This window comes from Saccharopolyspora flava (genome assembly GCF_900116135.1).
Lineage (GTDB): Bacteria > Actinomycetota > Actinomycetes > Mycobacteriales > Pseudonocardiaceae > Saccharopolyspora > Saccharopolyspora flava.
The window spans coordinates 377,313-390,241 of the sequence record NZ_FOZX01000001.1 but is presented as its reverse complement, the minus strand read 5'-3'; the positions used below and the strand labels follow the sequence as shown (position 1 = coordinate 390,241).

The following is a 12,929-nucleotide window of genomic DNA, read 5'->3' as shown; positions in this document are numbered from 1 at the left end:
TGGGTGCGCCGCAGGGCGCGGCGATGGGCATGCGCCGGCTGTCGGTGGTGGTCGCGGGAGGCGGCACCGCGGGGCACATCGAACCGGCCCTGGCGCTGGCCGACGCGGTGCGCCGCGTCCGGCCCGACGCGCAGATCACCGCGCTGGGCACCGAGCGCGGCCTGGAGAACCGGCTCGTCCCGGCCCGGGGCTACCCGCTGGAGCTGATCCCGCCGGTGCCGATGCCCCGCAAGCCCAACGCCGACCTGCTCAAGCTGCCGCTGAAGGTGCGCGAGTCGGTCCACCAGACCCGCGACGTGCTCGACAAGGTCGGGGCGCACGTGGTCGTCGGCTTCGGCGGCTACGTCTCGCTGCCCGCCTACCTCGCCGCCCGCGGCCGGCTGCCGATCGTGGTGCACGAGGCCAACGCCCGGGCCGGACTCGCCAACAAGGTCGGCGCGAAGCTCGCCGCCCGCGTCCTGGCCGCCACCCCCGACAGCGGGCTGCCGGGCGCCCAGACCATCGGCATCCCGCTGCGCGAGTCGATCACCCGCCTGGACCGCTGGAAGCTGCGGATGCAGGCGCGCCAGCACTTCGGGCTGCACCCGCACGCCCCGACCGTCCTGGTCTTCGGCGGCTCGCAGGGCGCGCAGACCCTCAACACCGCCTTCTCCGGCGCCGCCCAGGCCCTCGGCCGCGCGGGCATCGGCGTGCTGCACGCGCACGGGCCGAAGAACAGCGTCGCCGTCCAGCAGGTCATGGGCGCCCCGATCTACCGGACCGTGCCCTACCTGGAGCAGATGGACCTCGCCTACGCCGCCGCCGACCTGGTGGTGTGCCGGTCCGGCGCGATGACCGTCGCCGAGGTCTCCGCCGTCGGTCTGCCCGCGGTGTTCGTGCCGCTGCCGCACGGCAACGGCGAGCAGGCGCTCAACGCCCAGCCCGTCGTCGCCAACGGCGGAGCCCGGCTCATCGCCGACTCCGAGCTGACCCCGCAGCGCGTCATCGACGAGATCATCCCGATGGCCCTGGACCCGCAGCGCCTGCAGATGATGAGCCAGGCCACCATGGGCAGCGGTCACCGCGAGGCCGACCAGGTGCTCGCCCGCATCGTGATGGAGGTGGCGGGTCAATGACCGCCGACATGGACCGACTGCTGGAGCGGGTCCACCTCGTGGGCATCGGCGGTGCCGGGATGAGCGGCATCGCCCGCATCCTGCTCGCCCGCGGCCGCCAGGTCTCCGGATCCGACGCCCGCGACTCCCGGACCGTGATGGCGCTGCGCGCCCAGGGCGCCGGCATCGGGATCGGGCACCACGCCGAGAACCTCGACCTGCTGGAGCAGGCGCCGACGGCCGTGGTCGTCTCCACCGCGATCCGCCCGGACAACCCCGAGCTGGTCGCCGCCCAGGACCGCGGCATCACCGTGCTGCGCCGGGCCGAGGCGCTGGCCGGGCTGATGGCCGACCACCGCGTCGCCTGCGTCGCGGGCACCCACGGCAAGACCTCGACGACGTCGATGCTCACCGTCGCGCTGCAGCACTGCCGGATGGACCCGTCGTTCGCGATCGGCGGCGACCTCAACGAGTCCGGCGCCAACGCCCACCACGGCGACGGCGGCATCTTCGTCGCCGAGGCCGACGAGAGCGACGGCTCGTTCCTGGCCTTCGCGCCGTCGGTGGCGGTGGTGACCAACGTCGAACCCGACCACCTCGACCACCACGGGACCGCCGAGGCCTACACGAAGGTCTTCGAGGACTTCATCGGCCGCGTCGAACCCGGCGGCGTGCTCATCGTCTGCTCCGACGACCCGGGTGCCGAAGCCCTCGCCGCGCAGGCCGAATCCGCCGGTGTGCGGGTCCGCCGCTACGGCGCCGGCGTCACCGCCGACGGCGACGCGCGACTGGCCGGGTACCGCGCCGAGCAGGGCGTCGGCGTCGTGTCGGTCGAGCTGGTGGGCGTGGCCCCGGAGACCATCGACGTGCGGGTCGCCGTTCCCGGCGAGCACATGGCGGGCAACGCCGTCGCCGCGCTGCTGGCCGGTCTGGAGCTCGGCGCCCCGCTGGAGGGGATGCTGGAGGGCCTGGCCGCGTTCGGCGGTGTGCGGCGGCGGTTCGAGTTCAAGGGCCGCGTCAACGGCGTCCGCGTCTACGACGACTACGCCCACCACCCGACCGAGGTGGCCGCGCAGCTGCGCGCCGCCCGCCCGGTCGCCGGTGCGGGCCGCGTCGTCGTCGTGTTCCAGCCGCACCTGTTCTCCCGCACCGCGACCTTCGCCGCCGAGTTCGCCGAGGCCCTGGGCCTGGCCGACGAGGTCGTCGTGCTCGACGTCTACGGCGCCCGCGAGGACCCGCAGCCGGGCGTGACCGGCAAGCTCATCTCCGACGCGATCCCGCTGCCCGGCGAGCGCGTGCACTTCGAGCCGTCGTTCACCGACGCGGGGCCGCGCGTCGCGGGCCTCGTGCGGCCCGGCGACCTTGTGCTGACGATGGGCGCCGGGGACGTGACCATGCTCGGCCCCGAGATCCTGAGCGAGCTCGACCGCGCCGCCGGGTCCGGCGGCAACGGCAACGGGGAGGACCAGGGGTGACCGAGCGGAGCGCGGCGGAGCGAGCGCGGCGCCACCCGGTGCGCCGGAGCGCGCCGCCCGCTCCGGCCTGGCGGCGCTTCCTGCTGCCGGGCGTGCTGGCGGTGGCGACCGTCGGGTTCCTCGTCGTGTACTTCTCGCCGCTGCTGGGCGTGCGCTCGGTGCAGGTCGAGGGCAACCAGGGCCTGGACTCGCAGAAGGTGCTGCAGGCCGCCGAGGTCGCCGAGGGCACGCCGATGCTGCGGGTCGACCCGGAGAAGATCCGCGAGAACCTGCGCGCGCTGCCGAAGATCGCCGACTCGCGGACGGTGCTGGACTGGCCGTCCACGGTGCGCATCCAGGTCACCGAGCGGACCCCGGCGGCCTACTTCCGCGCCGCCGACGGCATCCGGCTGCTCGACGTCGCCGGGGTGCCGTTCGAGACCGTCGCCGCCCCGCCGCCCGGTGTGCCGGAGCTGCGGGCGCCGAAGGCCGCCGCCGACGACCCCGCCACCCGCGCCGCCCTGTCGGTGCTGGTGTCGCTGCCGGTTCCGGTGCGCGCCGAGGTGCGGGCCGTGCTCGCGCAGAGCCCCGACGACCTCAAGCTGGAGCTCACCGGCGGTCGCAGCGTCGACTGGGGCCCGCTGAAGGAGACCGAGCGCAAGGCGCAGATCCTGCCGCCGCTGCTGACCCGCCCCGGCAAGGTCTACGACGTTACGACGCCCGCGCTGCCCACGGTGGCCTGAACGGCCGTCACCGAACGGCACCGGATCAAGATCGTTCCGCTCGCGCTACCGTGTGCAGCGTGTTCAGGGTGAGTGGTGAAGCGCCGGAGGCGGTCTTCTCCGGAGGTGCCGGTGCGGCGGAGCGGACCCGCCGCTTGCGACCCGTTCCCCCTCCGCCCCCGCCCCGGGCGCCCGCGGTCGACCTCGCCGAGGCCGAGGAGTTCCTGCGGCTGTTCCACGCCGAGAACCGCGTCGACACCCCGATCCAGCAGCGGCTGGCGCGGATGCGCTACGAGGTCGACACGACCGGAACCTACCGGCACACCCCCGACGAGCTCGCCTACGGCGCGAAGGTCGCCTGGCGCAACAGCGCCCGCTGCATCGGCCGCCTGTACTGGCGCAGCCTCAAGGTCCGCGACCTGCGCGACGTGCACACCGTCTCCGGCGTGGCCGCGCACTGCGTCGAGCACCTGCGGATGGCCACCAACGGCGGCAAGATCCGCCCGGTGATCAGCGTCTTCCCGCCGGAGACCCCGCAGCGCCCGGCACCGCGGATCTGGAACGAGCAGCTCATCCGCTACGCCGGCTACCGCAACGCCGACGGCTCGGTGCTCGGCGACCCGCGCTACACCCGCTTCACCGAGGCCGTCACCGGCTTCGGCTGGCGTCCCCCGGCCGCGCGCAGCGGTTTCGACGCGCTGCCGCTGGTGGTGGAGACCCGCGAGGAGGGCGCGCACATGTTCGCGCTGCCCCCGGACGCGGTGCACGAGGTGCCCATCACGCACCCGGACCTGCCGTGGTTCGCCGAGCTCGGCCTGCGCTGGCACGGCGTCCCGGTGATCAGCAACATGCGGCTGCGCATCGGCGGGATCTCCTACCCGGCGGCCCCGTTCAACGGCTGGTATATGGGAACCGAGATCGGCGCCCGCAACTTCGGCGACACCGACCGCTACAACCTGGTCCCGGTGGTGGCGGAGCGGCTCGGCCTGGACACCTCCCGCGAGGACACCCTCTGGCGCGACCGCGCGCTGGTCGAGCTCAACCGCGCGGTGCTGCACTCCTACCACCAGGCGGGCGTGACGATCACCGACCACCACACGGAATCCCACCGTTTCCTCACGCACCTGGCCAAGGAGGAGTCGGCGGGCCGCAAGTGCCCGGTCGACTGGTCCTGGATCGTCCCCCCGATGTCGGGCTCCCAAACCCCGGTCTTCCACCGCTACTACGACACGGAAGCCCCGGGCCCCAACTACTACGGCGACGAAGACGCCACCCACCGAGCCCTCACCGGAGGCCCACCCGCCTTCGCCTGAGCTCGTTCTTACGCGGGTGCGGTATCGACCGATGGCCCGGCTACTCGGGCCTCCGGGGGGCTCAACAGCGGACAGTTTCAGTCGAGCGACCGGAGTTGTTGGCGCTCATCTGCATCCTGGAAGGTGCCACTTGTCGGTGCCTTCCAGAGGTGCGGGTGCATGCCGCGGGAGCTTCCGGCGTTCGGTCCGCGATGACGTGCGCTTCTGTGCTCGGTGGCGCCGCGTTCGGTTGCGTGGTTGTCGCCCGAAACGGTGGAACAGAAGCGGTACGGCGGGGAGCAGTGGACTCTTTTCGCTGACGGAGCGTTGCCGTGGGTCCAATAATGCTGCGACAGAACTTCGTTCGTGCCTTATGTTCTGAAAATTGTTGGGAGGCGGTTGATTGTCGATACGATCGAGGTGTGAAACTCCGCTACAGGTTCCGCCTTTATCCGACTCCTGGTCAGCAGGCGTCGTTGGCTCAGGCGTTTGGCTGTGCTCGAGTGGTCTTCAACGATGCAATCGCCGCGCGGCGGAACGCCTACATGGCCGGGGAGAAGTTCCCCTCCGTAGTGGAGTTGTCAAGAAGCCTGATCACGGAGGCGAAGCGGACCAGCGAACGGGCTTGGCTGGGTGAGGTGTCGACTGTAGTTCTCCAGCAAGCCTTGCGTGACGTGGATCGGGCGTACCGCGGCTTCTTCGACTCGATCAGTGGTAAGCGCAAGGGGCGCAAGCTGGGGGCACCGAAGTTCAGGAGCCGACGCGATCGGCGTCAGTCGATTCGCTTCACCGCCAACGCGAAGTTTTCGATCACACGTGGTGGGAAGCTGCGGTTGCCAAAGATCGGTTATGTGCCGATCAAGTTGTCCCGCCCGTTGCCTTCCGTCCCATCGAGCGTAACTGTGATCAAGGAAGCGAGCGGGAGGTACTTCGCGTCGTTCGTCGTCGAGGTCGCCCCCGAGTCGAATGATGTTGGAGAGTCCGCGATTGGCATTGATCTGGGGCTTGGCCACTTCGCCGTGCTGTCCGACGGAACCAAGATCGAAGCGCCGAGGTTCTTGCGTAAGGCTGAGGATCAACTCAAACGGGTCCAGCGGGATCTGACGAGGAAGGAGAAGGGGTCGGCTAACCGGGAGAAGGCCAGGATCAAGTTGGCGCGTGCGCATGCTCGCGTTGCCGATGCGCGCCGAGATTTCCACCACCAGCTCTCCGCACAGTTGATCGGCGAGAACCAAGCGATCGCAGTGGAGGACCTGTCGGTGTCGGGGCTGGCGCGTACTCGTTTGGCGAAGTCGGTGCTTGATCGTTCTGAGGGGTTACTGCGACGCGGTGACTGGACGGTTGTAGGTCGTGGCGTTCCTGTTCGGCCGCTTCCGCTACGCCTCGGCGATCTGCGCGCTGCTGGTGTTGGCGCTGGGCGCGATCACCGGAGTCCTGTTCGAGCTGACTAGGGGAGGACGATTCGATGCCTAGAACGACGAGTCGCTGCGTGTCGTCCAGGTCGGCATCGCGTCCCTGCAAGGCAAGTACGCCTCGAAGATGCACTACGTCATCGCCGCCGGCGCCCTCGCCGCCCTACCGACGGTCCTCGTCTTCCTCCTCGGCCAGCGCTGGCTCATCCAATCCCTCAAAACCACCGGCTTGCGCTGAGGCTCGGGGGACTTCGAAGTCGTCGAGGGAGAGATCTGCGAAGAGGGCGTGGATGCGGCTGCCGAATCCACGGTCGGCCGACGTCAGCACCTCTTTTCGAATGATCTCCAGTGCCTCGGCTCCCATCGTTCGGCCGTGTCGTGCTGCTTGAACGCGAAGGCGATCGAACGTCTCGTCGTCGAATCCGCGGGCCGTGAGTGCGGTCATGCCCCACCTCGTTCGCTCCCTGTTGTGGCGATTGCTTATCGCGCTACTGGGCACGAGCGTCTGTCGGGGGTCGGTCGTAGCGTGGGGGTGTGCGGGCGGCTCGGTTGGTGTCGTTGTTGTGCTTGTTGCAGGTTCGGGGGTGTGCGACCGGGCCTGAGCTGGCGCGTGAGCTGGAGGTCTCCGAGCGGACCGTGGCCCGGGACGTGCTGGCGCTGGCCGAGGCCGGGGTGCCGGTGTACGCCGAGCGCGGGCGGACCGGCGGGTACCGGTTGCTCGGCGGGTACCGGTCGAAGCTGACCGGGTTGCACCGGCAGGAGGCCGAGGCGCTGTTCCTGTCCGGGGTGCCCGGGGCCGCGGTCGAGATGGGTCTGGGGGAAGCGGTCGAGGCCGCGCGTCGCAAGACCGCGGCCGCGCTGGCTCCGCCGTTCCAGGACGCGCCGGAGCGGGTGGGGCAGCGGTTCCACCTCGACGCGCCCCGCTGGTTCCGGGAGGCCGAGACGCCCGCCGCGCTGCCCGAGATCGGCCGGGCCGTGTGGGGCGACCGGCGGCTCACCGCCGGCTACCGGCGCGGCGACCGGGTCGTCCGGCGCGAGCTCGAACCGCACGGCCTCGTCCTCAAAGCCGGGGTCTGGTACCTCGCGGCGCGCTGCGACGGGCGGTTCCGGACCTACCGGGTCGACCGGTTCATCCAGGTCAGCGCGGGGGAGGAGTTCGTCCGCGACGAGGGCTTCGACCTCGCCGAGTTCTGGGAGCGCACCGCCGAGGAGTTCGCGCGCTCGCTGCTCACCCTCGACGTCGACATCCGCTTGAGCCCCACCGGACTTCGCCGGCTGCGCTTCGCCATCGACGCCGCCGCGGTGGACGAAGCCGAGGCGCGGGCCGGGGAACCCGACGAGGAGGGGTGGGTGCGCACCACCTTCAAGGCCGAATCGCCGCAGGTCGCGTTCTCCCAGGTTCTCGCGCTCGGGCCGGAGGCCGAGGTCCTGGCGCCGGAAGCGCTGCGCCAGGACCTGGCTCGGGCGGCTGAGCGGTTCGCCGCGCTTTACCGGTAGTCGGCCACGTCGCCCTCGCCGCCGACCCACTCGACCTCCAGCGCGTACCGCCAGCAGTCCGGTTGCGAGCCGTCGGTGTCGGTGAAGCCGTATTCCCGGGCGAGGAAGCCGCTGGACAGCGATCGCGTGTTCCAGCGGGCGACCTCCGGATCGCTCGCCAGCGCCACGACTGCCCGGCCGATGTAGGCGGGGGATTCGGCGATCGCGAAACTCGGTGGGGCGATGGTGGATTCGCGCCAGTTGTCCTCGGTCACGCCGTACACGTCGAGCATCATCTCCGAGCGCAGCCAGCCCGGCGTCAGCGACACCGCCGTGCCGCCCAGCGGGGCCAGCTCCTCGCCCTCGGCGCGGGCCAGGCGGTGCATCGCGGTCTTGGCGATGTCGAAGAACGCGCCGCACTCGTCGCGGTAGAAGCGGTCGTTGACCTCGGCGGTGCCGTCGGTGAGCTCCACGACCAGCCCGCCGGGCCGCCTGCTCAGCAGCGCCAGCGCGAAGTGGGCGGTGATCATGTGGGCCTCGATGCCGGTGCGCAGCCGCTGCAGCCCCTTGCCGAGGTCCTGCTGCCAGATCGGCTTGTTCCAGTCCATCAGGTGCTCGCCGCCGAGGTCGTTGACCAGCACGTCCAGCCGTCCCCGTTCGGACTCGACGCGCGCCACCAGCTCCCGCACCTCGTCCGGGACGGTGTGGTCGACGCGGACCGCGATGCCCTCGCCGCCCGCGCGGGTGACGGCCTCGGCGGTGTCCTCAATGGTCTCCGGCCGGTCGTAGTCCGAGCGCCGGGTGCGGGTGCTGCGTCCCGTGCAGTACACCGTCGCGCCCGCCGCGCCGAGCTCGACGGCGATGCCGCGTCCCGCCCCTCGCGTCGCGCCCGCCACCAGGGCGACGGTGCCTCGCAGATCTCCGGTCATGGTCGCGTTCCTCCCGCTGTCTCCTCGTCGTCGGAGCCGACGGTGGCAGGTCAACCAGACATCCGCGGTCCGGATTTCCCGGCGCTGTCCGCTGCGAGAAAGGCGTTGTGGATTCGCGACTGCCTCAACCGGGTGAGCGGGCGGCCAGGTACGGTGTTCGTTGTGGTGATCACGTTCGCGACGGGGTCATCGCACGGGGAGGAACGAGAAACTGGGCTCGCTGCGGCAACGGGCGGACCCGCTGAGCGACACGGACGACGTCGGGCGGAAACGACGAGGTGCACAGCACAAAACTGCTGCTACCGAAACCGGCGTGGCTGCTGGACGCAGGGGTGAGATCACGCCTACGGTCCGGACCGGGCACGGGATCGGGTGTATCGCGATCCTCGTGCCGGCGACCAGGGGGAGCCGCATCGGCGGCACCGGCTCAGCGGCCGTCCCGGCGGTCGATGCAGAGAGCACACCAGCCACGATCAGGAAGGCGGATCCGATGACGCCCCCGCACAACTATCTCGCGGTGATCAAAGTCGTCGGCATCGGTGGCGGCGGCGTCAACGCCGTGAACCGCATGATCGAGGTCGGGCTCAAAGGTGTCGAGTTCATCGCGGTGAACACCGACGCGCAGGCCCTGCTGATGTCCGATGCCGACGTCAAGCTCGACATCGGGCGTGAGCTCACCCGCGGTCTCGGCGCCGGTGCCGCGCCGGAGGTCGGCCACAAGGCCGCCGAGGACCACGCGGAGGAGATCGAAGAGGTCCTCAAGGGCGCCGACATGGTCTTCGTGACCGCCGGTGAAGGCGGCGGCACCGGAACCGGTGGCGCCCCGGTGGTCGCCAACATCGCGCGCAAGCTCGGCGCGCTGACCATCGGTGTGGTGACCCGGCCGTTCTCCTTCGAGGGCAAGCGCCGCGCGTCCCAGGCCGAGCAGGGGATTAAGGAGCTGCGCGACTGCTGCGACACCCTGATCGTCATCCCGAACGACCGGCTGCTGCAGCTCGGCGACATCGGCGTGAGCCTGATGGACGCGTTCCGCTCGGCCGACGAGGTGCTGCTCTCGGGTGTCCAGGGCATCACCGACCTGATCACCACGCCCGGTCTGATCAACCTCGACTTCGCCGACGTCAAGAGCGTCATGTCCGGTGCGGGCAGCGCCTTGATGGGCATCGGCTCGGCGAGGGGTGATGGCAGAGCCGTCGAAGCCGCGCAGAAGGCGATCAACTCGCCGCTGCTGGAGGCCTCGATGGAAGGCGCGCACGGTGTCCTGCTGGCCATAGCGGGCGGTTCCGACCTCGGTCTGTTCGAGATCAACGAGTCGGCGTCGCTGGTCCAGGAGTCCGCGCACCCCGAGGCCAACATCATCTTCGGTACGGTCATCGACGACTCGCTCGGCGACGAGGTCCGGGTCACGGTGATCGCGGCCGGGTTCGACTCCGGCACGCCGACGCACAAGAAGCTCGAGCCGACCCGGGTCGGCGGTCGCAGCGAGGAGGCCGAGGCGCCCGCGCCGAAGGCCGACAAGCCCGCGACCGAGGCTCCGCAGCAGGCCGCGACCAGCGCCCCGGCGCAGTCGGCCCCGGCGCCGACTCCCGCCCAGCCGGCTCAGGAGAGCCAGCCGGTGCAGCAGTCCGAGCCCGCCGCCCCGGAGCGTCCGGCGACGCCGCAGGTCGAGCAGCCCGCTGCCCCGCAGCAGCAGTCGGCTCCGCAGCAGTCGAGCTACCAGCCGTCGACCCAGGCGTCGAGCCCGGTCACGCCGAGCCAGCCGCAGCAGCGGTCCTACGGCGGGGACGGCTCCTCGACCGGCCAGCAGAGCGTGTCGGTGCCGGGTCGCACCAGCGGCTACCCGACGCAGTCGACCGGTGCCGCCCGCCCGGGCGGGTTGCCGAACCGGGCCGTCCCGGTGGGCGACGACACCGATGACGACGTCGACATTCCGCCGTTCATGCGGCGCTGACGGATAGGCGAGAATCGACACCGGAGACCACGCTGTCTCCGGTGTCGATTTCTTTTCTCAGGAGGATGGACAAGGTGCGGATTCGGCGCGTGACCACCACGCGGGAGGGCGGCAGCTCCAAGGCGCCGTTCGACTCCTTCAACCTCGGCGGCAAGGTCGGTGACGCGCCGGAGGCGCTCGCGGCCAACACGCGCAAGCTGGCCGACGGCATCGGCCTGCCCGAGGACCACCTGGTGTGGATGGAGCAGATCCACGGCCGCACCGCGACCACCGTGGACGGCCCGCAGGCCGCCCCGGCGGAGGCCTCCGACGCGCTGGTCACGGCGCAGCCGGGCCTGGCGCTGGTGGCGTTGACCGCGGACTGCGTGCCGGTGCTGCTGGGCGACCCCGAGGCCGGGGTGATCTCCGCGGTCCACGCCGGGCGCGTGGGCGCGCGCGTGGGGGTGCTGCTGGAGGCGCTGAAGTCGATGCGCGAGGCCGGGGCCCGGCTGGACCGGGTGGAGGCGTTGATCGGGCCGGCCGCCTGCGGTGCCTGCTACGAGGTGCCGCCGGAGATGCAGGCCGACGTCGAGAAGCACCTGCCGGGCAGCGCCTGCAAGACCCGCAAGGGCACCACCGGGCTCGACCTGCGGGCGGGGCTGTTCGAGCAGCTCGCGCAGGTCGGCATCGCCAAGATCGGCGTCGATCCGCGCTGCACGATGGAGACCCCGGAGCTCTACAGCCACCGCCGCGACAACGGCCGGACCGGGCGCTTCGCGTCGGTGATCTGGATGGAGGAGGAGTGACCCCCGACGAGCGCCGCGCCGAGCTGGCCGAGTCCCTCGCGGAGGTCCGGGAGCGGTTGGCGAAGGCCTGCCGCGCCGCAGGCCGGTCCCCGGAGGAGGTCGAGCTGCTGGCTGTGACGAAGACCTTCCCGGCATCCGATGTGGCTCTTCTCTCCGACCTGGGTCTGTCGGCGTTCGCGGAGAACCGGGAGCAGGAGGCGCGCGGCAAGGTCGCCGAGTTCGCGGAGCTGCGCCCGCAGGCCGCGCCGCGCTGGCACATGGTCGGCCAGTTGCAGCGGAACAAGGCGCGGGCGGTGGCCCGGTGGGCCGACGTGGTCGAGTCGGTCGACAGCGAGCGGCTCGCCGAAGCGCTTGCGCGCGCAACGGCCAACGCCCTCGACGCGGGCGACCGGGAGCACCCGCTGGACGTGTTGGTGCAGGTCAGCCTGGACGGGACGACCGGCAGGGGCGGTGCTACACCCGACGACGTTCCCCGGCTCGCCGAAATGATCGCTCGAACGAGCGATCTTCGACTGCGGGGAGTGATGGCTGTAGCCCCATTGGGCGGCGATCCCGCTGTGGCGTTCGACACACTTTTGTCGATCTCCGAGCGCTTGCGAGATCATCACCCCGAAGCTGTGGAGGTGTCGGCGGGGATGTCCGGCGACCTGGAGAGTGCCGTTGCCCACGGCTCGACCAGGGTGCGTGTCGGAACCGCGCTGCTCGGTGGGCGGCGGTTAACCTCGCCGTAGCCGTCAAAAGGGGGTCGAAGGCCGGCCACCTCGTGCTCGGTGTCAGGGAGCCGCAGAGGAAGGGCATGCCGATGAGCGCTCTGCACAAGTTGAAGGCCTACTTCGGCATGGTCCCGGCCGACGAGGTGGACGAGTACGAGGACGAGATCGGCTACCGCGACCGGTACGACGACGACCGTCCCGCGTACGACGCCCGTCCGACCTACGGCGACCGGGCCGCCTACGACGACGACCGCGGCGCGCCGCGGCGCAGGCCGACGGGCACCCGCGGCGGCTTTCAGGCCGACGCGGAGACCGAGTCCTACGCCGAGGAGTTCCGGGAGTCGCCGCGACCCCGTCGGCAGTGGGCGCCGGAGACGGCGTCACGCAGCACTCTGCCCAACGACCAGCCGCGAAGCGAGAGCGTTTCGCGTCTGCGGGCGGTGACCGACACCGGCACTCAGTTCAACTTGAGCAAGATCACAACTCTGCATCCGCGCAGCTACAGCGAGGCGCGGACCATCGGCGAGCAGTACAGAGACGGCACGCCGGTGATCATGAACCTGACCGAGATGGAGGAGGCCGACGCCAAGCGCCTGGTCGACTTCGCCGCAGGTCTGGCGTTCGCGATGCGGGGTTCGATCGAGAAGGTCACCAACCGCGTGTTCTTGCTCTCACCGCCCAATGTGGACGTGGCGGCCGAGGACAAGAGGCGGCTAGCAGAGGGGGCCTTTTTCAACTACGGGTGAGTGGTGGCACAGTTGAGGCGTGAACCCGGTGCAGATCGTCCTGTTCTACGTTCTGTTCTTCTTCTGGCTCCTGCTCACGGCGCGTATCGTGGTGGAACTCGTTAGAGTGTTCGCCCGCGATTGGCGGCCCGTTGGGGGGGTTGCAATCGCGTTGGAGAGCATCTACACAGTGACCGACCCACCCGTAAAGTTGGTGCGTCGGGTGATTCCGACGGTCCGGATCGGCGGCGTCGGACTGGACCTATCGATTATGGTGCTGCTGCTGGTCGTGTTCATACTGATGCGACTGGTGCAACCGGCCGGGTGACGGGGAACCCGACCGACCCGCAGCTGCCGAAGGAGTGCGTGAGGTGAT

The 12,929-nt window shown here is 70.7% G+C and carries 13 protein-coding genes; 11 read left to right on the top strand and 2 right to left on the bottom strand.

The genetic code is table 11. The features are described 5' to 3' along the window. The first annotated feature begins 23 nt into the window (after nt 1–23). The 5 genes from murG to BM424_RS01680 all read left to right on the top strand — a co-directional run bounded on the left by murG (nt 24) and on the right by BM424_RS01680 (nt 6,013). Nucleotides 24–1,115 carry an undecaprenyldiphospho-muramoylpentapeptide beta-N-acetylglucosaminyltransferase gene (murG, locus tag BM424_RS01700; RefSeq protein ID WP_093414541.1) on the top strand — a complete coding sequence of 364 codons (1,092 nt, stop codon included), beginning with the start codon at nt 24–26 and terminating at the stop codon, nt 1,113–1,115. Beyond that, nucleotides 1,112–2,569 carry a UDP-N-acetylmuramate--L-alanine ligase gene (gene murC, locus BM424_RS01695; RefSeq protein WP_093413163.1) on the top strand — a complete coding sequence of 486 codons (1,458 nt, stop codon included), beginning with the start codon at nt 1,112–1,114 and terminating at the stop codon, nt 2,567–2,569. Before murG ends, murC begins: the two co-directional genes overlap by 4 nt. Beyond that, nucleotides 2,566–3,291, top strand: coding sequence for a cell division protein FtsQ/DivIB (locus BM424_RS01690; protein WP_245775544.1), 726 nt, complete (start codon nt 2,566–2,568; stop codon nt 3,289–3,291). The genes murC and BM424_RS01690 overlap by 4 nt, the downstream gene beginning before the upstream one ends. 59 nt (nt 3,292–3,350) lie before the next feature. Beyond that, nucleotides 3,351–4,583, top strand: coding sequence for a nitric oxide synthase oxygenase (locus BM424_RS01685; protein WP_425441966.1), 1,233 nt, complete (start codon nt 3,351–3,353; stop codon nt 4,581–4,583). Between the two features lie 401 nt (nt 4,584–4,984). After that, nucleotides 4,985–6,013 (top strand): RNA-guided endonuclease InsQ/TnpB family protein, encoded by a 1,029-nt coding sequence (locus BM424_RS01680; RefSeq protein WP_245775543.1) that lies wholly within the window; start codon nt 4,985–4,987, stop codon nt 6,011–6,013. A gap of 124 nt (nt 6,014–6,137) precedes the next feature. On the opposite strand, the gene BM424_RS28285 is transcribed toward BM424_RS01680, so the two are convergent. Further along, nucleotides 6,138–6,419, bottom strand: a complete 282-nt coding sequence (locus BM424_RS28285; RefSeq protein WP_139273986.1) for a FitA-like ribbon-helix-helix domain-containing protein — start codon at nt 6,417–6,419, stop codon at nt 6,138–6,140. 122 nt (nt 6,420–6,541) lie between these two features. Here BM424_RS28285 and BM424_RS01670 point away from each other — a divergent pair, with 122 nt between their 5' ends. Further along, entirely contained in the window at nt 6,542–7,471 is a 930-nt protein-coding gene (locus BM424_RS01670) for a helix-turn-helix transcriptional regulator (RefSeq protein ID WP_245775542.1), read from the top strand. Here the strand turns inward: BM424_RS01670 and BM424_RS01665 are convergent. Further along, entirely contained in the window at nt 7,462–8,379 is a 918-nt protein-coding gene (locus tag BM424_RS01665; RefSeq protein WP_093413160.1) for an SDR family oxidoreductase, read from the bottom strand. The genes BM424_RS01670 and BM424_RS01665 overlap by 10 nt on opposite strands. Before the next feature lie 490 nt (nt 8,380–8,869). Between BM424_RS01665 and ftsZ the strand changes: the two genes are divergently transcribed. From ftsZ to BM424_RS01640, 5 genes are all read left to right on the top strand, one after another. Continuing rightward, nucleotides 8,870–10,330 (top strand): cell division protein FtsZ, encoded by a 1,461-nt coding sequence (gene ftsZ, locus BM424_RS01660; protein WP_093413159.1) that lies wholly within the window; start codon nt 8,870–8,872, stop codon nt 10,328–10,330. 74 nt (nt 10,331–10,404) lie between these two features. Further along, the gene (gene pgeF / locus BM424_RS01655; RefSeq protein ID WP_093414535.1) at nt 10,405–11,115 is read left to right on the top strand and encodes a peptidoglycan editing factor PgeF; all 711 of its coding nucleotides are present in this window, start codon (nt 10,405–10,407) and stop codon (nt 11,113–11,115) included. After that, entirely contained in the window at nt 11,112–11,846 is a 735-nt protein-coding gene (locus BM424_RS01650; RefSeq protein ID WP_093413157.1) for a YggS family pyridoxal phosphate-dependent enzyme, read from the top strand. Before pgeF ends, BM424_RS01650 begins: the two co-directional genes overlap by 4 nt. 71 nt (nt 11,847–11,917) lie before the next feature. Then, nucleotides 11,918–12,574, top strand: coding sequence for a cell division protein SepF (locus BM424_RS01645; RefSeq protein WP_093414536.1), 657 nt, complete (start codon nt 11,918–11,920; stop codon nt 12,572–12,574). A gap of 19 nt (nt 12,575–12,593) precedes the next feature. Beyond that, nucleotides 12,594–12,881, top strand: coding sequence for a YggT family protein (locus BM424_RS01640; RefSeq protein ID WP_093413156.1), 288 nt, complete (start codon nt 12,594–12,596; stop codon nt 12,879–12,881). Nucleotides 12,882–12,929: the final 48 nt, after the last annotated feature.

Coding starts and splice junctions, on each gene's coding strand:
- BM424_RS28285 (WP_139273986.1), bottom strand. CDS start 6,419: ATGACCGCACTCACGGCCCGCGGATTCGACGACGAGACGTTCGATCGC.
- ftsZ (WP_093413159.1), top strand. CDS start 8,870: ATGACGCCCCCGCACAACTATCTCGCGGTGATCAAAGTCGTCGGCATC.
- murC (WP_093413163.1), top strand. CDS start 1,112: ATGACCGCCGACATGGACCGACTGCTGGAGCGGGTCCACCTCGTGGGC.
- BM424_RS01645 (WP_093414536.1), top strand. CDS start 11,918: ATGAGCGCTCTGCACAAGTTGAAGGCCTACTTCGGCATGGTCCCGGCC.
- BM424_RS01665 (WP_093413160.1), bottom strand. CDS start 8,379: ATGACCGGAGATCTGCGAGGCACCGTCGCCCTGGTGGCGGGCGCGACG.
- murG (WP_093414541.1), top strand. CDS start 24: ATGGGCATGCGCCGGCTGTCGGTGGTGGTCGCGGGAGGCGGCACCGCG.